The 22,263-nt window shown below is 49.8% G+C and carries 23 protein-coding genes and 1 other annotated feature; of the genes, 9 read left to right on the top strand and 14 right to left on the bottom strand.

Features of this window, described 5'->3' with window-relative positions; genetic code table 11:
* Window positions 1-3: 3 nt before the first annotated feature.
* The 4 genes from atpA to DWX91_RS00495 are packed head-to-tail and all read right to left on the bottom strand — an operon-like array spanning window position 4 to window position 3,521.
* On the bottom strand, window positions 4-2,073 hold the full coding sequence (gene atpA / locus DWX91_RS00480) for a F0F1 ATP synthase subunit alpha (protein ID WP_118468164.1): 2,070 nt from the start codon (window positions 2,071-2,073) through the stop codon (window positions 4-6).
* Window positions 2,060-2,548, bottom strand: coding sequence for an ATP synthase F0 subunit B (locus DWX91_RS00485; protein WP_118468166.1), 489 nt, complete (start codon window positions 2,546-2,548; stop codon window positions 2,060-2,062). Before DWX91_RS00485 ends, atpA begins: the two co-directional genes overlap by 14 nt.
* Window positions 2,549-2,579: 31 nt before the next feature.
* Window positions 2,580-2,804 carry an ATP synthase F0 subunit C gene (atpE, locus tag DWX91_RS00490; RefSeq protein WP_022359062.1) on the bottom strand — a complete coding sequence of 75 codons (225 nt, stop codon included), beginning with the start codon at window positions 2,802-2,804 and terminating at the stop codon, window positions 2,580-2,582.
* A 39-nt stretch (window positions 2,805-2,843) separates the two neighbouring features.
* Window positions 2,844-3,521 carry a F0F1 ATP synthase subunit A gene (locus tag DWX91_RS00495; protein WP_107000520.1) on the bottom strand — a complete coding sequence of 226 codons (678 nt, stop codon included), beginning with the start codon at window positions 3,519-3,521 and terminating at the stop codon, window positions 2,844-2,846.
* 383 nt (window positions 3,522-3,904) lie between these two features.
* Here DWX91_RS00495 and DWX91_RS00500 point away from each other — a divergent pair, with 383 nt between their 5' ends.
* Window positions 3,905-4,849 carry a LysR family transcriptional regulator gene (locus DWX91_RS00500; RefSeq protein ID WP_118472175.1) on the top strand — a complete coding sequence of 315 codons (945 nt, stop codon included), beginning with the start codon at window positions 3,905-3,907 and terminating at the stop codon, window positions 4,847-4,849.
* Between the two features lie 68 nt (window positions 4,850-4,917).
* On the opposite strand, the gene DWX91_RS00505 is transcribed toward DWX91_RS00500, so the two are convergent.
* On the bottom strand, window positions 4,918-5,583 hold the full coding sequence (locus tag DWX91_RS00505; RefSeq protein ID WP_118472249.1) for a Crp/Fnr family transcriptional regulator: 666 nt from the start codon (window positions 5,581-5,583) through the stop codon (window positions 4,918-4,920).
* A 284-nt stretch (window positions 5,584-5,867) separates the two neighbouring features.
* Here DWX91_RS00505 and DWX91_RS00510 point away from each other — a divergent pair, with 284 nt between their 5' ends.
* Window positions 5,868-7,814, top strand: a complete 1,947-nt coding sequence (locus DWX91_RS00510; RefSeq protein WP_118472176.1) for an SUV3 family DEAD/DEAH box RNA helicase — start codon at window positions 5,868-5,870, stop codon at window positions 7,812-7,814.
* 9 nt (window positions 7,815-7,823) lie between these two features.
* Here DWX91_RS00510 and DWX91_RS00515 read toward each other — a convergent pair whose 3' ends face one another.
* A complete protein-coding gene (locus tag DWX91_RS00515) occupies window positions 7,824-8,141 on the bottom strand; it encodes an EamA family transporter (RefSeq protein ID WP_182431278.1) in 318 nt (105 codons plus the stop codon).
* Window positions 8,142-8,307: 166 nt separating this feature from the next.
* Between DWX91_RS00515 and DWX91_RS00520 the strand changes: the two genes are divergently transcribed.
* Complete coding sequence (locus DWX91_RS00520) at window positions 8,308-9,675, top strand: NAD(P)/FAD-dependent oxidoreductase (protein ID WP_118472178.1); 1,368 nt, start codon at window positions 8,308-8,310, stop codon at window positions 9,673-9,675.
* A 130-nt stretch (window positions 9,676-9,805) separates the two neighbouring features.
* Here the strand turns inward: DWX91_RS00520 and DWX91_RS00525 are convergent, their stop codons facing one another.
* Window positions 9,806-10,168: an MGMT family protein gene (locus DWX91_RS00525; protein WP_118472179.1), complete on the bottom strand. Its 363-nt coding sequence runs from the start codon at window positions 10,166-10,168 to the stop codon at window positions 9,806-9,808.
* Between the two features lie 2 nt (window positions 10,169-10,170).
* The gene (locus DWX91_RS00530; RefSeq protein WP_118472180.1) at window positions 10,171-11,928 is read right to left on the bottom strand and encodes a SulP family inorganic anion transporter; all 1,758 of its coding nucleotides are present in this window, start codon (window positions 11,926-11,928) and stop codon (window positions 10,171-10,173) included.
* A 313-nt stretch (window positions 11,929-12,241) separates the two neighbouring features.
* Window positions 12,242-12,496: a binding site (T-box leader), on the top strand.
* A 113-nt stretch (window positions 12,497-12,609) separates the two neighbouring features.
* Between DWX91_RS00530 and DWX91_RS00535 the strand changes: the two genes are divergently transcribed.
* Both DWX91_RS00535 and thrH read left to right on the top strand, forming a co-directional pair.
* On the top strand, window positions 12,610-14,346 hold the full coding sequence (locus tag DWX91_RS00535) for a carbon starvation protein A (RefSeq protein WP_118472181.1): 1,737 nt from the start codon (window positions 12,610-12,612) through the stop codon (window positions 14,344-14,346).
* Window positions 14,347-14,682: 336 nt separating this feature from the next.
* Window positions 14,683-15,285: a bifunctional phosphoserine phosphatase/homoserine phosphotransferase ThrH gene (thrH, locus tag DWX91_RS00540; protein WP_022359071.1), complete on the top strand. Its 603-nt coding sequence runs from the start codon at window positions 14,683-14,685 to the stop codon at window positions 15,283-15,285.
* A 105-nt stretch (window positions 15,286-15,390) separates the two neighbouring features.
* Here the strand turns inward: thrH and DWX91_RS17720 are convergent, their stop codons facing one another.
* The 6 genes from DWX91_RS17720 to DWX91_RS00565 form a co-directional block, all read right to left on the bottom strand.
* A complete protein-coding gene (locus tag DWX91_RS17720) occupies window positions 15,391-15,687 on the bottom strand; it encodes a hypothetical protein (RefSeq protein ID WP_412693788.1) in 297 nt (98 codons plus the stop codon).
* Entirely contained in the window at window positions 15,678-16,415 is a 738-nt protein-coding gene (locus DWX91_RS00545) for an NrtA/SsuA/CpmA family ABC transporter substrate-binding protein (protein WP_412693789.1), read from the bottom strand. The genes DWX91_RS17720 and DWX91_RS00545 overlap by 10 nt, the downstream gene beginning before the upstream one ends.
* A 13-nt stretch (window positions 16,416-16,428) precedes the next feature.
* A complete protein-coding gene (locus DWX91_RS00550) occupies window positions 16,429-17,142 on the bottom strand; it encodes an ABC transporter ATP-binding protein (protein ID WP_117796190.1) in 714 nt (237 codons plus the stop codon).
* On the bottom strand, window positions 17,129-17,917 hold the full coding sequence (locus tag DWX91_RS00555) for an ABC transporter permease (RefSeq protein WP_118472250.1): 789 nt from the start codon (window positions 17,915-17,917) through the stop codon (window positions 17,129-17,131). The genes DWX91_RS00550 and DWX91_RS00555 overlap by 14 nt, the downstream gene beginning before the upstream one ends.
* 73 nt (window positions 17,918-17,990) lie before the next feature.
* The gene (locus DWX91_RS00560; RefSeq protein WP_118472182.1) at window positions 17,991-18,635 is read right to left on the bottom strand and encodes a hypothetical protein; all 645 of its coding nucleotides are present in this window, start codon (window positions 18,633-18,635) and stop codon (window positions 17,991-17,993) included.
* A gap of 445 nt (window positions 18,636-19,080) precedes the next feature.
* A complete protein-coding gene (locus DWX91_RS00565) occupies window positions 19,081-20,478 on the bottom strand; it encodes a sodium-dependent transporter (RefSeq protein WP_118472183.1) in 1,398 nt (465 codons plus the stop codon).
* A gap of 313 nt (window positions 20,479-20,791) precedes the next feature.
* Here DWX91_RS00565 and DWX91_RS00570 point away from each other — a divergent pair, with 313 nt between their 5' ends.
* Genes DWX91_RS00570 through DWX91_RS17735 form a run of 4 tightly spaced genes read left to right on the top strand, consistent with a single transcriptional unit; the run spans window position 20,792 to window position 22,139 of the window.
* Entirely contained in the window at window positions 20,792-21,061 is a 270-nt protein-coding gene (locus DWX91_RS00570; protein WP_117796193.1) for a hypothetical protein, read from the top strand.
* 30 nt (window positions 21,062-21,091) lie between these two features.
* Window positions 21,092-21,403, top strand: a complete 312-nt coding sequence (locus DWX91_RS17725; protein ID WP_412693790.1) for a hypothetical protein — start codon at window positions 21,092-21,094, stop codon at window positions 21,401-21,403.
* Window positions 21,400-21,588, top strand: a complete 189-nt coding sequence (locus tag DWX91_RS17730) for a hypothetical protein (protein ID WP_412693791.1) — start codon at window positions 21,400-21,402, stop codon at window positions 21,586-21,588. The genes DWX91_RS17725 and DWX91_RS17730 overlap by 4 nt, the downstream gene beginning before the upstream one ends.
* On the top strand, window positions 21,585-22,139 hold the full coding sequence (locus DWX91_RS17735) for a hypothetical protein (protein ID WP_412693792.1): 555 nt from the start codon (window positions 21,585-21,587) through the stop codon (window positions 22,137-22,139). The genes DWX91_RS17730 and DWX91_RS17735 overlap by 4 nt, the downstream gene beginning before the upstream one ends.
* Window positions 22,140-22,263 lie beyond the last annotated feature (124 nt).

Below are 22,263 nucleotides of genomic sequence, written 5' to 3' on the forward strand. Positions count from 1 at the left end.
GCCTTACTGCTTATCCGGTTTTGCATCCGCTGCTGCCTCCGGCGCATTTCCCTGTGCTTTCAGGAATTTTGCCTTGTACTCGCCCACCGCCTTCGCAATCTCTCGCTGGATATCATCGCTGAGTGTCTTCGTCGTGCGGAGTGCATCGCCCACCTGCGGGTAGAAACTTCTCATATATTCGTAGAGCCCGCCCTGGAATGCTTTCAGCTTTTCCTTCGGAATATCTACCAGCAGATGGCTCGTTGCCGCATACAGAATCACAACCTGTTCTTCCATCGAGAGCGGATGCTCAAGCGGCTGTTTTAACAGCTCCATCAGACCGCTGCCGTAGGTAAGCTGTGCCTTAGTTGCCGGATCCAGATCGGAGCTAAACTGTGTGAATACTTCCATCTCGCGGTACTGTGCCAGGTCGATACGTACGCTTCCGGCTGCCTTCTTCATCGCCTTGGTCTGCGCTGCGCCGCCGACACGCGATACCGAAAGCCCTACATTGACCGCCGGGCGCATGCCCTCGAAGAACAGCGAACTTTCCAGGAAAATCTGTCCATCTGTGATGGAAATAACGTTGGTCGGGATATACGCCGACACATCGCCCGCCTGTGTCTCGACAATCGGCAGCGCTGTGATTGAACCACCGCCCAGCTCATCCGAAAGCCGCGCCGAGCGCTCCAGCAGACGGGAATGCAGATAGAATACATCGCCCGGATATGCCTCACGTCCCGGAGAACGTTCCATCAGAAGAGACAGTGCACGGTACGCAACCGCGTGTTTCGATAAATCGTCATAGACAATCAGAACATCTTTTCCCTGATGCATAAAATATTCTGCCAGTGCCGTTCCTGCATACGGCGCGATATACTGTAAGGACGCCGGATCACTCGCCGTCGCTGCCAGCACGATGCTGTACTCCATCGCCCCGTGTTTTTCCAGTGTATGAACCAGTCTCGATACCGTTGAAGCCTTCTGACCGATCGCCACATAGATGCAGATCACGTCTTTTCCCTTTTGGTTCAGCATCGTATCTACCGCGATCGAGGTCTTACCGGTCTGGCGGTCACCAATGATCAGCTCACGCTGTCCGCGTCCGATCGGGAACATCGAATCGATCGAGAGGATACCGGTCTCCATCGGGGTATCAACTGACTGACGCTCGATAATACCCGGCGCCGGTGATTCCACCGGACGGTATCCGGCTGCCTCAATCTCCCCTTTATTGTCGATCGGATTGCCCAGCGCATCTACAACACGCCCTAAGAATCCCTCGCCAACCGGGATACCTGCCATCTTGCCGGTCCGCATCGCGCGGCTTCCTTCTCCGATGGTGTTCGCATGTCCAAAGAGGATGCAGCCGATCTCCTTCGACCGGATATCCTGTACCATGCCTCTCACATCGCCGTCAAACGCCACAATCTCACCGTACATCGCATGGTCGATTCCATCCACATAGGCGATGCCGTCGCCCACCCGGCTGACCGTACCGATCTCACGGGCTGAAATGTCGATTCCATCCAGATTTCCTTTCAGAATCCCGATGATTCCCTTCTGGGTAAGGAAATCACCCGAATCCGGCTCTTTTACCAGATTCTTTAATTTATCTGCCAGTGCCCGTTTTCTTCCCTCCGTGCTCCAGTCATATTCCTCACTTCCGACCCGGAGGATAAAACCACTTCCAAGCTCCGGCTTTTCTTCCTTCACAATCCGGAGTTCCCGTCCCGGATATTTCTCCGAGAGAAATTTCCGGATTCCGGCTGCCTGTTTTTCATCCGGCTCTTTGACATATTCCAGCACACAGCGCAGATATTTATCCGGCTTTTCAAACGTCTCCGCTTCCTTAATCAGATCCGGCATCATTTTCATTGTCTGATCCTGTGCCAGCACCTCGATGATTCCCCGGACTGCCAGCGGAAACAGGCTACGAACCAGATCTTCCCGCTTCTCACGGGTCAAATCCGGATTTTCAAGCTCTGCCGGAAGCTGCGGTGTCGCAGCCAGTATCTCAGCCGCATGCTGCAGATCATCGACAGAAATCTTCTGCCTCTTTATTTCTTGTAAATAGACATCAAGTTTCTTCATTCTCCGTCGTACCCGCTTTCTTCAAAAACTCATCATAAAGAGCGCTGTCATCCGACTTCTTGTTCATCGAACCAGCCGCCGCGTCCAGAACCAGCGACAAAATTTCATGCTTCGCCTGTTCGAGCATCTTGTCCTTCTCCCGGCGTGCATCCTCGCCCGCCTTACGGATGACTTTATCTGCCTCTTTCTGGGCGTTTTCAATCAGCTGGCGTCCTTCCTCACGTGCACTCGCACGCGCCGCATCCAGCACCTTGTTTTTCTCTGCTTCTATTTCATCCTGGCAGGCTGCGTATTTCTCTTTCTCCGCCTGCGCTTCTTCCTGCATCTTTTTTGCCTCATCATACTTTTCCTGAATGGCTGCATTCCGTTTATCGATCACTTTGTTGATCGGCTTAAAGAGGAAAATACGGATAATTGCATACCAGATTAAAAGGTTGATGATCGTAAAAACCAGGTTGATGTCCAACCGTAACATAGCCTTGCCCCACCTTTCGTTTTCTATCGTATCAGCTTAAAAGAATAATAATCAAAAGGGCAATAACGAAACCATAAATAGCAGTTGCCTCGGCAAGTGCCGCACCTAACAATAGAATCTTTGTGATTTTTCCCTCTGCCTCCGGCTGTCTTGCGACTGCCTCAGTCGCCTTAGATGTGGCGATTCCGATACCAATTCCGGCTCCTGCGCCTGCAAGAACTGCCAGACCTGCTCCGATTGCAATGATTGTACCCATAATAAAGTCTCCTTTTTGTAATTTTCTATTTCTCTTCTATTACTCGATTGATTCCTTGATAAAAAGCCCTGTCAGGAAGACAAATACATACGCCTGAATCAGACCGTCAAAGATATCAAAGTAAGCGCTGAACAATACCGGAAGCCCTACCGGAAGGATGTATTCAATCAATTTCATGATGACGAACGCGCCCAACACGTTTCCGAACAGTCGCATACACAGCGACAACGGTTTGATAAATACCTCCATGATATTGATCGGTGTCACGATGGCGATCGGCTCTGTAAAGCTCTTTAACCATCCTTTTAAACCTTTGACCCGAATCCCTGCTGTCTCAATCAGCACAATACTCATCAGCGCCAGTGCTGCCGTGACGTTCAAATCCTTGGTTGGCGGCTTGAATCCCAGTATACCAAGCAGGTTCGCCACGCCCAGATACATCAGCACGGATGTCAGATACGGCGCATAGCCTTTTCCTTCCTCTCCGAGGATTCCCTCGCCAATGCCCTGCAGCCACGTAACAGCGTTCTCCAGAAGGAGCTGTCCGCGTCCGGGATGTTCAACTTTCAGACCGTGCGTCACAATCAGTGAAACCACGAGCACCACTGCCATCATGATCCATGTAACCACAACGGATTCTGATATGCCGATCCCGCCAATTGTAAAGGCTGTCTCACAGTTCAATTCCTTGATCAGGGTCGCACCCAGATCTCCCATACTGTCACTTCCTCTCTCCGGGTTGTTCTCCCGCGGCTGCCCCGGCTATTGTTCTTTCATTTCCCGATGCCGCCACGTGTTCTAGTTACTGTTCGCGCATACGTGCCCAGTAACGTTTTCTCCTGTGTCTCCACATTCTTCCCGTCTGTTCCCGATCTTACTCCCAGAAATACAAATGGTAAAATTATATTTTTTTCCTATATCCATAGATAAAATGAATGGTGATAGTTATTGGTAATCGTTATTGTGGCTGGACATTTCTGGAAAAATACGATAAAGTGTGACTATATTTGGTAAATACACGTACAGATATAAAATCAGATAAACACTGTTTCAATCAGGCAGAAACAGTCCGACATACAGAAAGGATTTCAACTACATACATGGACATCAGTTTCGACTACTACAAGGTTTTCTATGAGGTGGCTCGATGCCAGAATATTACCCAGGCGGCTTTGAATCTCTGCCTCACGCAGCCAACCGTAACAAAATACATTCATAATTTAGAAGATATGCTTCAGTGCAAACTTTTCAACCGCTCCCAAAAAGGCGTGACCCTGACCGATGAAGGGCGGATCCTGTTCCGCCAGATCAACCGTCCCTGCCAGCAGATGGGACGCGCGGAAGAGATTTTAAAAGAATATACGAACAGTCAGAGCGGCAGGGTTTCGATCGGTGCGAGCGAGCTGACGATGCGCTTCTTTCTGCTTCCTTATATTGAACAGTTCCAGCAGCGTTTTCCGAATGTGACCGTGCAGATCCATTCCAACTCTGCGCCGATCACCGCTTCTTCCTTAAAGGCCGGGGAAAATGACTTTGCCGTCATCATCTCTCCGATCCACGAGATCATGAAGGAGCTGGATCTGGTTCACGTGATGCCGGTTTCCGAGTTCCAGGACATCGTCATCGCCGGAAACCGTTTTTCCGAGCTGCAGAACCGCACACTCTCCCTTGAAGAGCTCTGTATGCACCCACTTGTCAGCATGGAGTCCGGCACAACGACGCGGCTTTTTTGGGACAATCTCTTTGAGGAACAGGGGCTGGATCTGCGCCCGAGCATCGAAGTTTCTTCCAACGACCTGATCGCCCCGACCGTCTCCCACAATCTGGGAATCGGCTTTGTTCCCTCGGAATTTGCCCGGAACTACCTGCTCAACTACCGCGTGTTCCAGCTTCACCTAAATATTACTATCCCGAAGCGCCAGATCCTCGTCCTGCAAAACCCGATGCGCCCGCTGACGCCGGCGGCACAGGCATTTCTGGATATGCTGAAACAGCCGGTGCAGGAAAGTATAGGGAATGGACAGCCGATCTTGTTACACCCATAGGGATTTTCACTAAAAATACCCTGTCGGTCGGATTTTAATGCTCCTGACAGGGTATTTTTGTTTGTAATCTACAAGCTTCTAACCTCTTCATATAAATGAAAGTGATTTTTTCTAAATTCCAGAAGCCCTTCCCGCTGCATTTTCCCCAGCTCTGCCGACAGCGCCGACCGGTCCACGCCCAGATAGTCGGCGAGCTGCTGGCGGTTGAATGGTATATCAAATCTCTCGCTCTCATTTTTTACCGCCTGATCGGAGAGGTACGACAGAAGCCGTCCCCGGATGGATTTCGACGATGTATTGAAGATCCGGCGGGACAGCTGCAAGTTTTTCTGCGCCGAGATTGCAAGCAGGTTGCGGATAAGCTGCGTGTGATGTCCGCAAGAATTGGGACACTGCGACAGCATTTTTCCAACATTTAAAAACAGCACTTCCGTCACCTCCGCTGCAAACACATCGACCAGCAGCTTTTCCCCCGGCACGCACGCATATGTCTCCGCAAAAATCTGTCCTGGTTCTACCCGGTCTAGAATGCTGCGGTTGCCCCACAGATCATCGTTGACAATCATCACACTTCCGTGCATCACCACCCCCAGAGATGTGACCGTATTCCCCGCGCGATAAATCATTTCTTCTTTTTCATAACTGCGTTCCTCCGCCCCCAGACAGGACAGCATCTCCCCGATTCCAGATTCTCCCGCGCCTCGAAACAGAGGGCTGTGGCTTAGAAGCTGCATCTCGAAGAGAGTTAAATTCAGGCTGGCGCCCGTTTTATAGTTTGATGCCATATAGATGTTGACCTTTCTATTTTAATAAGTGTTCTTAATTATATCAAATATTTTTATGTTTTTCTGCAATCTGATTTCCCGTTCTTGCACATCCATGCAACTTCTGCGATAATAGAAACGCCGCAGGCAATTTTTAATGGATTTTTGCGCGTGACTGTGAAGGTACTGAACAGCTACGTTTTAAATTAGAATTTGTATCGGACAAGATATTTACATAAAGAGGAGACGTTCAAATGCTCGAGCCAAATCAGCTTCTTCAGACATATATCCGCCAATATCAGGCGGCAAGCAAGAAAAAACGAAAGACCAGTTCCCGCCCCCGCGATCTGAACGAGCGGACGAACCGGCTGTTAAAAACATTGAAACGCACCAAACCGACGCAGGTCACCAGCCTCTCGCTGGAGGAATGGCACCGCCAGATCAAAAATCTGGCTTATTTTGCGTACCGTTCCCACAACGATGCTGTCACAAAGCTCATTGAAACCAGCCTGCTGCCACAGCTCATCCGCCTGGATGAGGCAATGTTTCTGCCCGCCCAGCGCGATGATATTTCCGTGGATTTTCTGAATTATCTGGAAACAGAATTGGATGGTCAGCTCTGCACGCAGACACTTCTGGAGCTTTACCAGATCTATAAGCGCTACGTCATCCAGTATAAAATCATGGATCTCGTCCCATCCCGCCCAGAGCTGGAATTTCCGGAGACTATGGCGATGAACCGCCGTTTCATTCTCCACATCGGACCGACCAACAGCGGCAAAACATTTCACGCGCTGGAACGCTTAAAAACAGCGAAAAAGGGCACTTACCTCGGTCCGCTGCGCCTTCTGGCGCTTGAGGTATATGAAAAAATGCACGACTGCGGCGTTCCCAGCACCATGCTGACCGGTCAGGAGTGTATCGCCGACGATGACAGCCGGATCACAGCTTCGACGATCGAGATGGCAGATTTCTCCGAGGAATACGATATTGCCGTGATTGATGAGGCACAGCTGACCGCCGATCCAGACCGCGGGCATTGCTGGACAAAGGCGATTCTGGGACTGAAAGCCCACGAAATCCATGTCTGCATGAGTCCCGCCGCTGAATCTGCTGTCACACACCTGATCCATCTGTGCGGCGACAGCCTTGCCATCTGCCGGTATCAGCGCAAAACTGCGCTCATCTGTGAGGACACGCCATTTTCTTTCCCGGAAAGTGTTCTTCCCGGCGATGCACTCGTCGTATTTTCCAAAAAATCTGTGCTGGATGTGGCGGGCCGTCTGGAAGAAGAAGGTATCAAGGCAAGTGTTATATACGGAAGCCTGCCGCCGGAGATCCGTCGCCGCCAGATGCAGCTTTTTACCAGCGGCAAAACCAAGGTGGTCGTCGCCACCGACGCGATCGGCATGGGACTCAACCTGCCTGTCCGGCGTATCGTATTTGTCCAGACCCAGAAATTTGACGGTACCACCCGGCGCGGTCTGACCGTACCGGAGGTCAAGCAGATCGCCGGGCGCGCCGGACGCTTCGGACTCTTTGACACCGGCTACGTCAACGCGATGGGGCAGGAATCCCTTGATTATATCCGGGAACAGCTTACTCAGGAGGAAGAACCAATCGAAAAAGTCAGCCTCGGTTTCCCGCAGATTCTCCTCGATCTGGACGAGCCGCTGGACGTTATCATCAAAGTCTGGAAATCCGTTGAGCCGACGCCTCCGTTTGAAAAGGTCAGCGTCGATGAGATTTTAAGCCTTTATGCGCAGGCAGAACGCCACAGAGACGATATCTACGGATTCGATGACAAACGGATTCTCTACCGCATGATCAGCTGTCCCATCGATATCAAGGATCATCAGGTTGTCCTGCAATGGCTGCGCTACTGCAAGGATTACCCGGCGGACAAGCGCCTGAAACACCCGGACAAAGGCGCCGGCTCCAAGCTGGGGCTGCAGAAATACGAAACGTATTACCGCAAGCTCGACCTCTACTACCAGTTCTCCCATCGTTTTGACAAGCTCATCGACGAGGACTGGCTCGAACAGGAACGCAGCCGCACTGAAGGCACGATCATGCAGTATTTGTCCAAGGGCAAAAAAAGCTACATCGCCCGCTGCCAGCGCTGCGGACGGATGCTGCCGGTTGGATATCCGTTTAAGATTTGTGATCCGTGTTTTCGTCACAGTTCCATTATCGATTAGCCCCTGATTTTACCGTTTTACGTTCCGGCTGTTCAACACCACCAATGCCGTAAAAATCAAAAGAATGCCCAGCACATTTTCAACCCGCAGCATTTCTCCAAATACCACAATCCCAGCCACATCTGCCACCATCGGCTCAGCAAACGCCAGAACCGAGGCTTTTCCTGCCTCCATCTGGCGGAGTCCCAGTGTGTAGCTTACAAACGGAAAAAAGGTAGATACAAGTTCCAGCGCCAGCCCTTTGCCAAGAAGCGCCGGAGAGGTCATCAGGCTCGAAAACACCTCCGGTAATTTTACAAAGGGAATCAGGCTGATGGTTACAGCCATAAAAGAATCTTTATTCTGAGGTGATGATATAATAACGGAAGATGCCATGACGACATAGGGGATGATGTTTCGGGGCAGCGCATGACGTGCTGCCTCTTTTTTCGAAATTTATGCTATAATACAGAAAGAGGGAATCAAATTTTAGGAAAACAAGGAGAATTTCAATATGTATGATGTGTTAATTATCGGCGCCGGTCCCGGCGGTATCTTTTCTGCCTATGAGCTGATGGAACGTAAACCGGATTTAAAGATCGCTGTTTTTGAGGTAGGACATCCGCTGGAGCACCGTAAATGTCCCATTGATGGTGATAAAATCAAGTCCTGTATTCACTGCAAATGCTGCTCCATCATGAGTGGATTCGGCGGAGCCGGTGCATTTTCTGATGGAAAATACAACATTACCAATGATTTCGGCGGCACTCTCTATGAGTATATCGGAAAAAAGACAGCCATTGAACTGATGGAATATGTGGATGGAATCAACCTCCGTTTTGGCGGGGAGGGCACGAAGCTGTATTCCACTGCGGGAACAAAATTCAAGAAAACCTGTATGCAGCACGGCCTGCATCTTCTGGATGCTTCGGTCCGCCATCTGGGTACAGATATTAATTATATTGTTCTGGAGCACCTCTATGATCATCTGAAGAATAAGGTGGATTTCTATTTTGACTGTGCCATCGAAACCGTGGAGAAAACGGAGAAAGGTTACAAGGTTTACAGCGATGATACAACCTTTGAGGGTACGAAATGTATCATTTCCGCCGGCCGAAGCGGCAGTAAGTGGATGCAGAAGGTATGCAAGGATCTGGATATCCATACGAATTCCAACCGTGTGGATCTGGGTGTCCGGGTTGAGCTGCCGGCTGAGATCTTTTCGGATCTTACGGATGAACTCTATGAGAGCAAGATCGTGTATCGCACGGAAAAATACGAGGATTACGTGCGCACCTTCTGTATGAATCCCAAGGGAGCTGTGGTAAATGAAAATACCAACGGCATCGTAACGGTAAATGGCCACAGCTACGAGGATCCTGCAAAGCAGACCCATAACACGAACTTTGCCCTCCTGGTGGCGAAACATTTTTCAGAGCCCTTCAAGAATTCCAATGAATATGGAGAGAGTATTGCAAAACTCAGCAACATGCTGGGCGGTGGTGTAATTGTGCAGCGTTTTGGAGACCTGATCCGCGGAAAAAGAAGCACGCAGCAGCGAATCAATGAATCTTTTACGGTTCCAACCCTCAATGCGGCTGCCGGTGATCTGAGCCTGGTTCTCCCAAAACGGATTCTGGACGGTATTATCGAGATGATTTATGCCCTGGATAAGGTAGCACCGGGTACGGCGAATGATGACACCCTTCTCTATGGAGTGGAGGTAAAATTCTACAACATGGAGGTGGAAGTGGATCACAACCTGATGACCTGTCATGATGGACTCTACGTCATCGGTGACGGCAGCGGTATTACCCATTCCCTTTCCCATGCATCTGCCAGCGGTGTCTATGTGGCACGGCAGATCGCGGAGACAATTTAATAATAAACGGTCAGAAATGTCTATTAAAAATGGATAAGATGCAGCCCCTATCGTCTGCCATCTTATCCATCTCATTTCACTTCTTTCGCTTACCAATATCTCATTCAGATGCATTTTCCTTGATTCCCACTCAGATCCCCAACTTCCGAAACAACGCATACAATTCTTCTGCCTCGTCCATCGAAGGTTTCCATCCATATTGTTTTAAATCGACGCGGTCACCGTCCTCGGTGGAGTCCACCCGTATTCCATCCTGTTCCAGCAGTTTTTTCTGCTGTCCCGGATAGTCGAACGCCGCTGCGCCGCTTAGAAAGCCCTTGGAATTAATCACCCTGAATGCCGGGACATCGCCCAGGCGGTTGGTGCGGAGCGCATATCCCACCTGACGGGAATGGCGCGGTGCACCGCACAGGAGCGCTACCTGACCGTAGGTCGTCACGCAGCCGTCCGGAATGCGCCTAAATACTTCTTTCATTCTCCGATAGATGTCCATAATTATTTTCCCAGCACCTCGTCCGCATGATCAAGTGCTGCCTCGATATTCGGGCAGAAATGATCGCGTCCGACCATATCCACAAATCCTGCTTTCTCCATCACGTGCATCGGCTGCTCGTTGACATGGGACAAAATCAATGTGACGCCGTTCTTCTGGCAGCGCTCATAGAGGGCAACCATCGAATTCATCGCTGTACTGTCAACTGCCGGAACAGCACGCATACGAAGAACCAGGCATTTCGTCTCCTCGCGGGTTTCAATCTGGTTGATGCGGTCTGCTGCACCGAAGAACAGAGGTCCTGTAATCTCATAAACAGCCAGTTCTCTCGGTATCTCCCGCAGACGTGCCTGTTCTTTCATGGCTGCTTCTTCATCTTCTGCAGCTGCCGCTAAGAGCTGTGCCTCTTCCACTGAAAGCTCTTTTCCGGCTTTTTTCGCTTTTCTTACTTCCTGCGCTTTGCGCTTCTGCTCCTCTACTTCTTCGACATAAAGCCAGCTTCTGACGCCCGTCTCATCGCTCATCCGCTTCATAAACAGCAGGCAGGATAACAGCATACCGATCTCGATCGCTACAACCAGATCGAAGATAACGGTTAAGAAGAAGGTCAGCACCAGAACCGCAATATCACTCTTCGGAGCCGTCTTGGTCAGACGGACGAAGGTTCTCCACTGACACATATTGTAGGCAACCATAAACAGGATTGCCGCGATGGTCGGCATCGGGATCCAGCTTGCACACGGCATCAGAACTACCAGAATCAGAAGCAGGACAACCGCATGAACCATGCCTGCAACCGGGGTACGGCCGCCATTTTTGACATTGGCTGCGGTACGCGCGATCGCGCCCGTCGCCGGAATACCGCCAAACAGGGCGGAAATAATATTACCCGCGCCCTGTGCCACCAGCTCCGTGTTGGAACGGTGTTTTCCGCCGATCATGCCGTCCGCTACCACGCAGGAAAGCAGAGACTCAATCGCCGCCAGAACTGCAATCGTAAACGCATCCGACAGGGAACCCTGAATCACATCGTAGCTGAACACCGGCAGACGGAACGCCGGAAGCTTGTTGCTGACCGTGTAAAGGTCGCCGATCGTATTCACATGCAGCGGCAGGAATTTTACCATTAAAATACCTGCGATAACAGCTACCAGCGATCCCGGAATTTTCTCCGTGATCATCGGCATCACGATCAGAATCGCCAGACACACCACGCCGACGATGATCGCGTGCAGGTTGACACTTCCGAATCCGGCTGCGAACGCTTTCAGCTTCTGCATCGTCTCGATCGTCTCCATTCCTGCCGGATAGGTCACGCCGAAGAAATCCTTCAACTGACCGATGACGATCGTCACCGCGATACCGGAGGTAAATCCGGTTGTAATTGTAAACGGAATAAACTTAATCAATGAACCAAAATGGCAGAATCCCATGACAACCAGGATAATACCTGCCATGATCGTCGCAACTGCCAACCCTTCCACGCCGCTCTTCGCCACGATACCTGCCACGATCGTTGCAAATGCCGCCGTTGGACCTGCAATCTGTACCTGGCTGCCCCCTAAAAATGAGATCACAAATCCGGCTGCAATCGCCGTGTAGATACCCTGTTCCGGACCTACACCCGAAGCCAGCGCCAGCGCGATCGAAAGCGGCAGCGCGATGATCGCTACGATGATACCCGCTACCACATCTGACATCAGCTGTGCGCCGGAATACTTCTTCAATGTTGTAAACAACATTGGACGTATTTTTTCCATACCTCAAACTCTCCCTTTTTCTTCCCAATTTAAATAAAAAGTAATTGCCAGCCCTAAAAAGAACCGACAATTACCTATTATACAGCAAAATAAGGGTGTGTCCAGTTCTTTCGAAGTTTTAACACAGGAATGTTTCCGACTTGTTACTGGGCACGTATGCGTAAACAGTAACTCAGACTTCTAGATAAGCATTTGTTAAATTTCTTAGTTGTGATTTTTTTGTCAAAATGACGGATTTGTAAAATTTCTGTCACAAACTTCCGGCTATTTTTTCGATTGACTTTCCTTTAAAAAAGTCTATAATTCGTACTTGTAAAAAGCATTGAGCAGGACACGATTTCCAATTCTCCACGTTTTCAGAGAGCTGCCGGGCGATGAAAGACAGTAACGCCGATGGAAATTATCCCCTGTGAGCTGATCGGACAAACGCATGCAGGATACCAGTAGTCCGGTCCGGATTCCTACCGTTAAAGAGGAACATATTCAGAATGATGGATATGGCTGAGAGATCGGCTTTACAGCCGGTAAAAGAAGTGGTACCGCGGATGCTTATGCCTCCGTCTTCTTGAACTTTTAAAAGTTTCAGGAGGACGGAGGCTTTTTTGTTTCCCCGCTCCCGAAACTCCGGCAAACTGCCGGGACACTAAAAACCATTTGACCTATGGGAATGGAGGTATCTTTATGAACACATTAGTTATCGTAGTTATCGCAGCCTGTTGTCTGGCGGCTGGTTATCTGCTCTACGGCAGATGGCTCGCCCATAAATGGGGCATTGATCCAAACGCCAAAACACCGGCCGTCACAAAAGAAGATGGTCAGGACTATGTTCCGACCGATGGCTGGGTTGTATTTGCCCACCAGTTTTCATCCATCGCCGGTGCCGGTCCTGTCACCGGTGCTATTCAGGCGGCTGTCTTTGGATGGGTTCCAGTCTTTCTCTGGATCATCCTCGGCGGCATCTTCTTCGGCGCTGTTACCGATTTTGGTGCCCTGTACGCCAGCGTTAAAAATGAAGGCAAATCGATGGGACTTCTGATTGAACAGTACATCGGCAAAACCGGTAAAAAGCTGTTCCTTCTGTTCTGCTGGCTCTTTACTTTAATTGTAACCGCCGCTTTTGCCGACATGGTTGCTGGTACATTCAATGCATATGAGACGATAGACGGCGTGACCAGCTTATCCGCCGCCGCAACTGTCAACGGCGCAGCCGGAAGCATTTCCCTTCTGTTCATTGCCTTTGCCGTTGTATTTGGGCTGATTCAGAAAAAGGCTCAGTTCCATGGCTGGAAACAGACCTTGCTCGGACTTGTCTGCACGGTAGCTGCTTTCGTCATCGGCATGAACTGCCCGCTCATTACCACCAAGGCGAACTGGTCCTACATGGTATTCGCTTACATTTTCCTCGCAGCCGTTCTTCCTATGTGGCTTTTGATGGAACCGCGTGACCTGATGACAACCTTTATGTTTGCCGGTATGATTATCGGTGCCGTCGTTGGACTGCTTGTCGCACATCCGGCAATGAACCTGGCGCCTTACACTGGTTTCCACAATGAGAAATCCGGTGACCTGTTCCCGATTTTGTTTGTAACCGTTGCCTGCGGCGCCGTATCCGGTTTCCACAGCCTGGTTTCCTCGGGTACTTCCTCCAAGGCAATCACCAATGAAAAGGATATGCCGAAAGTTGGCTTCGGCGCTATGCTTTTGGAAAGTTTACTGGCTGTCCTGGCTCTGTGCGTTGCCGGTGCTGCCGCTTCCGCTGATGGCACGCCTGCAGCCGGTACTCCGTTTGCTATCTTCTCCTCCGGTGTTGCCGGATTCCTGGAGATGTTTGGAATCCCAGTTTACGCTGCCCAGTGCTTTATGACGATGTGCGTCTCCGCACTTGCCCTGACAAGCCTGGATTCCGTTGCACGTATCGGACGTATGTCCTTCCAGGAGCTGTTCAGTGTCGATGACATGGAACACGCCGAAGGATGGAGAAAGCTTCTCTGCAACAAATATTTTGCAACGGTTATCACCTTGGTATGCGGCTACATTTTAACCCAGATTGGCTATTCCAACATCTGGCCGCTGTTTGGCAGCGCCAACCAGCTGTTAAGCGCCCTGGTTCTCATCACCCTGTGCGTCTTCTTACGCGTCACCGGCCGTGAAAACCGCACGCTGCTGGTTCCACTGGTTGTTATGCTGTGCGTTACCTTCACCGCACTCGTTGAGCGCTGCATCGCACTGGTAAAGGCTTACAATGCCGGAACCGCTGTCTTTATGGTAGAAGGACTGCAGCTTATCATCGCGGTTCTGCTGATGGTTCTGGGTGTCATTATTGTGGTTCATTCCGGTAAAGTACTGTTTTCGAAATCGACTGCTTCGAAGACAGAAAACGATAAAAGATCTGAAATGAATAAACCGGCGCATTGCTAATGATTTCATCAAAATCAAATTATAACCCGACTATAGGTACCAAAAAGGGAGTCTCTCGCTCACGAAAAGAGACTCCCTTTTTTGGTATTTTTTAATTCTATTGATAACCACTCTGCTACTATATGATGCCAACTCTTCACTTCTGAATCTTTCTCACCGCGAATAATTGGCACTTTTGTTACTGTTCACGCATACGTGCCCAATAACGCACTTTTTTCTATTCTTTCATCTTTTTTCAAATTTCTCTGGTATTTCCCCTGCATTTCGTCTATAATAGGAAGCAAATTTTTCAACCAAGCACAGCGCTGACAGGCGTTGTATCAGACAGGAGGAGACATGGATATTGTATGTTTAGATCTAGAAGGTGTATTAGTGCCGGAAATCTGGATCGCATTTGCTGAAGAAACCGGAATCCCGGAGTTAAAACGCACCACCCGCGATGAGCCGGATTATAACAAACTGATGAATTACCGTTTAAACATCCTGCGCGAGCACGGACTGGGACTCAAGGAAATTCAGGAAACGATCTCTAAAATTGATCCGCTTCCGGGCGCAAGGGAGTTTTTAGACAAATTAAAAGAAATTACTCAGGTAATCATCATCAGCGATACCTTCTCCCAGTTTGCCGGACCTCTGATGAAGAAACTTGGCTATCCGACCATCTTCTGCAACTCTCTGGTTGTCAGCGAAAATGGTGAGATTACCGATTTTAAGATGCGCTGTGAGAAATCCAAATATACAACCGTCAAAGCACTCCAGTCCTGCGGCTTCGAGACGATCGCCAGCGGCGACAGCCACAACGACCTCGCCATGATTGAGGCAAGCAAGGCGGGCTTCCTCTTCCGCACGACGGAGGAGATCAAGGCAGAATATCCGCAGATTCCGGCTTATGAGACGTATGATGAGCTGTTAGAAGCGATTAAAAAGGTATTAGCGTAAACATTCCGTATTTTCATAATTGCATATGCAATCGTAAAAGCAGCCCCCGGAATCCACACTCCGGGAGCTGCTTTTCAATCGTTTATCCTCTCAAATGTTCACTGATTATTTTTCAATAAATAACTGTTTTACATCAAATGCCTCGTCGATCATGCCGGATTCATACATGAAATCAGCGGTCTTCTGGAAGCCTTCTTTGTCATCATCTGTGATCTCGGTAGAGAAATCATAGAGATCGTACATGCTTTTGACTGCATCGGTGTCCAGATCCAGCTCATCGGCTACGATCTGCATCGTCTCATCCGGTTTTTCTTCCATGAAATCAGCAATCTCGGTCTGTGCTTCTTCCAGCTTCTCGATGATCTCCGGGTGCTCGTCATAGAATTTCTGCGTCACTGCCACTGCATGATCGCCTTAATCAGGCCTTCGCCGTCGGCTACCAGGTGGTAACCCTGCTTCCCTGCATTGTAAGCAGTTGCGCCAGCAACCAGAGCCACGTCTACACTGCCGCCGTCCAGACCTGCTTTTGCATCCGGGATCGACATATTGACATAGTTGACATCGTCGATCGTCATGCCAGCCGTTGCCAGATAGGAAACGAGAAGCTCATGCAGGTTGGTTCCGGTCGGTCCTGCGATTGTCTTTCCTCTCAGGCTTTCCGGCGTCGTCAGGGACTCATCCTTAGAATACATACAGAATGCCTTCGGAGAACGGCTGTACATATTTAATACCTTGATATCCGCTCCATTTGCTGCAGACAGAATCACCGAAGTACCGCCAACCGCATACAAAACCTGCACATCGCCGGAAGCCAGCGCCTGTGTCTGATCTGCCCCGGAGGTCAGCTCCGCATAATCAACCTCAATCCCCATATCGCCAAATGTTTTTTCAAAAATACCCTGATTTTTTTCGATGATCGTCGGCACATTGAGCGGAGAAGTTACATACGTAAAGGTCAGCTTATCCAGATCAGATTCTTTCGCTGTCTCCTCCTCGGCTGCCGCCTCCTCTGCGCTGGTTTCTGCCTCTGCCTGCGTGCTCTCAGCCGCATCTTTTGTACCGGAGCAGCCTGCCAGGGAAGCTGCGGTAAGGCAGAGTGCCATTCCCATTGCCATCCATCGTTTCATCATAATCGTTCCTCCTCTAAATAAAATGTAAATTATTTATAATATCCCTTTTCAGGGTTATCATCTCATCCTCCAAAAGATTCCTCTCTTCCTGCGGTGCCTTGACCTCATAGAGCGCCTTGACCATGCCCTTTTCAATGACCGCAATCTGGCTTCCCAGAATCAGTGCCTCATCGATGCTGTGCGTCACAAACAGAATGCTCGCACTGCGCTCCTGCTGGACGCGCAGAAGCTCTTTCTGCATCTGTTCCCTTGTAAAATAGTCAAGCGCGGCAAACGGCTCATCCATCATGATAAAGGTCGGCTCATACGCCAGCGCCCGCGCGATCGCCGCCCGCTGCTGCATTCCGCCGGAGAGCTGTGCCGGATATGCTTTTTCAAATCCAGATAATCCGACCGTGCGGATAACCGCCTCTATTTTCCCCGGATCTGTCTCCTTTTTTGAAAGCCCGAACACCACATTTTCCCAGACGGTCAGCCACGGCATGAGGCGCGGTTCCTGAAAGACAAATGCCGTCTTGTGGGCGCTCTCCCAGCGGATCTCTCCGCTGTCCGCCGTCTCCAGTCCTCCGGTCAGCCGCAGAAGCGTCGTTTTCCCGCATCCGCTCTGCCCCAGAATCACGGTGATTCTCCCCGCCGGAAGCGACAGGTTGATCCCGTTTAAAACGGGAATCTCCCGGTTATCCACTCGGTATGTTTTATGAATATCAATCAGTTCAATTCCAGCCATTTTCCCCGGATCCTTTCAGCACAAATCCTATCATCCATCCAAACAGGCGGTCCGTCACATATCCGACTGCCCCGATCACCAGAATCCCCACGATCACCTTGTCGGTCCGCGACATCTGCTGTGCAAATAAAATCATATGTCCAAGCCCGGTGGACGCCGCCACCATCTCCGCACCGATAATGGCGCGCCAGCTATAGCCAAGCCCGATCCGCATTCCGACCAGAATATCTGCCATCGCATAGGGCAGAATGATGCGGAAAAATTTGCGGCGCTTCGAGTAGCCGAACATATCGCCCACTTCCAGAAGTTTCGAATCGCACCCGGTAAATCCCTTCACGATATTTAAGTACATCGGGAAAAAGGACGCCAGCACAATAATCACCGTCTTCGTCGTCTCTCCGATTCCGCACCAGAGAATCAGCAGCGGAATCATGCTGAGCGGCGGGACATTGCGGAAAAACTGCACAATATACTCATAGTAAACGCTGCTGCCCGGAAACATCGCCCGGAACATTCCCAGCACAAAGGCAAACAGGAACGCAATCGCAAATCCCTTCATGACACGCAGGAAACTGATTGAAACATCCCGCCACAGTTCCCCGGTTTTCACCATTTTTAAAAAGCTCGTCCACACCCGCGCCGGGGACGGCAGCACATACGCACTGACCATCTCCATGCGGCAGACCAAATACCAGATCAGAAATACCGCTCCGATTCCCAGCGCCGGACCGAAGTATTTCTGCCAATTATCCTTGAATTTCTTCGTTTCTTTCATTCTTCCCATTCTTTTGCCGCAATTCATGCATTTTCCGCTTCTTCAAGCGTTTTCCATGAAGCGCAACTTTCTCTCACTCTGTCTGCACGCCATCCCCGTGATGGCATCCATCCTTACAATACAAAAGTTCCAGCAGATCCGCCTGCTTCCAGCTTCCGCTCTCCACATATGCCCGGATTTTCTCCGGACTGCTGACACTCTCTACCTTCGCCGCCTGTCCATCTTTCCGGCAGATTCCCGCAAAATACCCCGGCGGAATCGGGCTGTCTTCGATCGCCCGGACGCACACCTCACCGCCCGCCAGACGATTCCATGCGATAAACCGCGTATTCTCAAGTCCCAGCGAATTTCCAAGCACCGCAAGACTCTGGCATGGCGTCGTGATGATCTTCTCCCCATCCGCCAGATCCGGACGCGTGCTTAATTCCCGCGCACAGTGAAGTAAAATCGGCTCGATCGGGGCAACTTTCAGGTTTTCAATTCCAGATTCGTTTTCCGGCTCCTTCTGTATCTCTTCAAGCAGCCGAACCGCCTCCGGACAGCGCGCATCCGCAAGCGTCACGCCCGCCCGCAGACTAGCTTCATATCTTTCCCGGACGATCCGTCCCCAATCGCCCCGGCACTCGACCCGCGTCAGACCATGCCGTTCTAAAAAACGCTTCAGCGAATCTTCCTCACACATCCCGGCAGAAACCGGATTTATCCACAAATACTGCATTGTTTCTCCACTCTATCCAATCAGGCTGCCTAGCTTTCACACCTATGTACCTAATTTACTGCGTTTTCACGTTCCCTGCAAGTTAGTTTTTTCTAACTAGCTTATCATAGCAAAAAATCGATATATTGTCCAGTTTTGATTGTAAACTTTTACAATTTTATAAGTTGACACTAGCCGGTAAAAATGATAAAATCGGTTTTAATAGTTCCTATTTTCCTACATCTTTAATAGGTTTTATTCCGAACAGATTCCTGTTTTTATTGAATCCTATAAAAAAAGCAGGCGGACAGGGCATCAAGGATACAATTCAGGCGATCGAAAATGCCGGATATACCTATGAGATCGAGTCGGATGACCGTGAAGAATAATGGGACGCATTTTTCTATAAAAAAGGTTTTAACCAATTCTCGCACTTTCCGTGAAAATCGGCTAAAACCATTTTTCATTACAGCATATTAATAAACCCGGTCGATACCAGGAAAAGAACCAGCATGACAGCTGGCACAATATACCGGATTAAGAAGCTGTACATACCTGCTCTTGAAAAATGTTCCCCATTTTTCTCGACTTCTTCCACGATCCACTTCGGTCCGACCACCCATCCGATCAGGATGCTGGTTAAGAAGGAAATGATCGGCATAAGGAAGCTGTTGCTGATATAATCCATCACATCAAGCAGCTGTCCGGTGGAACCGTTCGGCAGCTTCAACTCAAAATACAGAACATTGTAGCCCAGACAAATGAGAACTGCCGTGATCAGGGAATAGATTCCGACCATCACACACATCTGTTTTCTCGTCTTTCCAAACACTTCCATGCAGTTGGCAACCAGCGTTTCCATGACAGAAACGCAGGATGTCAGCGCCGCAAAGCCAAGCATCAGGAAAAATGCAAGTCCCACGATATGACCGGCGCCGCCCATCGCCTGAAATACCTTTGGAAGCGAAATAAAGGTCAGACTCGGACCGGACGCCATGCCATCGCGTCCTAAAAATACAAAGACCGCCGGAATAATCATCATACCGGACAGAAGCGCCACACCTGTATCAAAAAATTCAATCTGATTGGTCGCCTTGTTCAAATCGATCTCATCTTTGACATAAGAACCATATGTTACCATAATTCCCATCGACACACTCAGTGAGAAAAAGAGCTGGCTCATCGCATCCAGCAGTACTTCCAGAAATCCTCTTACCGTCAGTCCCGTAAAATCCGGGCGCACGTAGACGAGGAATCCCTGTATTCCCGTCCGGACCGTCCCATCCGCGTCCGTGTAGGAAAGCGTCAATGAAAAAATCGCGATTCCGATGACTAACAGGATCAGTCCCGGCATGATAAAACAGGAAAATTTCTCAATTCCCTTCTCTACACCTCTGTATACAACCCAGATTGTGAGCGCCAGAAAAATTCCCGTGAAAATCAGCGGCGCATTCTTTTCCGTGATAAACGATGTAAAATATCCGTCCTCCGCCACATCCCTGCCGGATGTCGTCAAATACTCAAAGAAATATTTCGTGATCCATCCGCCGATGACCGAATAATACGTCATAATTAACATCGGAACCAGAAACGTCAGGTATCCGACAAACTTCCTCTTCGGATGCAGCGTTCCAAACGCCTGCAGCGCATTCTCCTTCGTTCTTCTGCCGATCGCCACATCCGTCGTCAGAAGTACAAATCCAAATGTCGCCACCAGCACCAGATACACCAGCAGGAACAGTCCGCCTCCGTCTTTCGCACATAAATACGGAAAACGCCAGATATTTCCTACACCGACGGCACTTCCGGCTGCTGCCAGCACAAACCCCAGCGAACCGCTGAAGCTGTTTTTCTTTTTTGCCATTTACTTATAACCCCCGTGATTGTAACTTTTATGTCCGTCTCCCGAGGACATAGACAGCTTCTATTCTACCTGTTTTTATTAGAATTACAAGTATCTGCCGGCAATTTTCTCCTCAAATTTCTCCCCCTCCCGCTTTTCTTCCCAGCCGCCCCATCGTTACTGTTCACGCATCATGCCCAGTAACGGAATTTGCCGTGGCTTCGCATTTAATTTATTTTTCCCCCCTTCATCTCTACTTGCCTGCCTTATCATCTTCTGCTAAAATTAAAAAGACAAAAACAGGAATTTTCCCATGGAATGAGGCATATACACAATGAACAGCAATCAAACATTCCCGCGTCTTTGCCGGGTTTTAGAAATATACGAAGCCGATTTTGGCTGTGAAGAACGCCCGGACGGACAGGAAACGATGGTCTGTGTCCGTCTGCTGGACACAACTGAAAATGCAAACCTCTCAGAGCATCCAGAATACACGATACGCACCGCGGATCAGGCACTCTATGATGCCGGAATCGATGAGGGCGATCGCGTCTGGTTTGACCCGGAATCCGGGCAGATTGAGAAAGCGGCTGAATCACACTAAAATATAAAGAGGTTACAAAGGAATATCAAAATGGAACCATTTTACTATAATCACATGAACAAGAACCAGCAAGCCGCCTACCGCGCCATGCAGCAGGGGCTTACCAATCTCTCCGACGAATTTCAGATTCCGCGCCTGGAGGGAAAGGATTTAAGCAATGTATTTTTTGAACTGCGGCTCGATCACCCGGAGATTTTCTGGGCTTCCGGCTTTAAATATAAGTATTACCCAGATTCCCCGAATCTGATCCTGATACCGGAATACCTCTTTGACAAGGGCAAGATCCGCGAACATCAGAAAGCGATGGCGCCCGCGTCGAAAAACTTGCCCGCCCAGCAATGAAGCTGACTGAACTGGAAAAAGAACGCTATATCCACGATTTTATCTGCGAACACGTTCACTATGACAAATTAAAAAAGCCCTACTCCCATGAGATCATCGGACCTCTGGGACAGGGCGTCGGCGTCTGCGAGGCATCGCCAAATCGGTCAAAATTCTTTGTGATACGCTCGGCATCTGGTGCATGATCGCGCTCTGCGGCAATAACCCTGAAAAGGGCATCAAATACCGCCATACCTGGAACATCGTCAAGATCGGGAAAACGTACTACCATCTGGACGCTACCTTCGACAACAGTCTCGGCAAATGTCTCCAGACCGGCGAGGAAATCCGCTACGATTACTTCAATCTCGACGACAAGGCGATCTTCCGCGACCACGAACCGCTCATCGCCCCGGCGCCTGCCTGCACGGACAGCGATCATTTCTACTACAAAGAAAAGAAGCTTTCCTTTACCAAACAGGAGGACGTTTACAAGCGCTCCTTACAGGCGACCAAAAAAGGAAAAACACTGACGTTTCACTGGCGCGGCGGCTATCTGACAAAGGAAGTTCTGCGTGAACTGCTCGACCTAATCGAAAAAGCCGGAAAAGAACGGCAGAAAACAGCTCTCATTAAGCTTAACTGGCCGCAGGCAGTTCTGCGCGTCCGCTACACCGATGAGGCCATCCAGCCGATTGTCACCATGGAGGAAGCAAATGAAGGGGAAGAAACCCCGGAAGGCACAGCGTCTTTATAGTTCGCTGTGCTTTTCCGCGGAGCATTTTTGTGTCATAGGACGAAGTTTCCTATGACATGAAGATTCTAACAATCATAGAGATCATCTTCCAAAACCAGATCCTGATGTTTATCAAAGCTGCCTG

It is taken from the genome of Clostridium sp. AF22-10 (assembly GCF_003478725.1).
GTDB classification, from domain to species: Bacteria; Bacillota; Clostridia; order Lachnospirales; family Lachnospiraceae; genus Otoolea; species Otoolea fessa.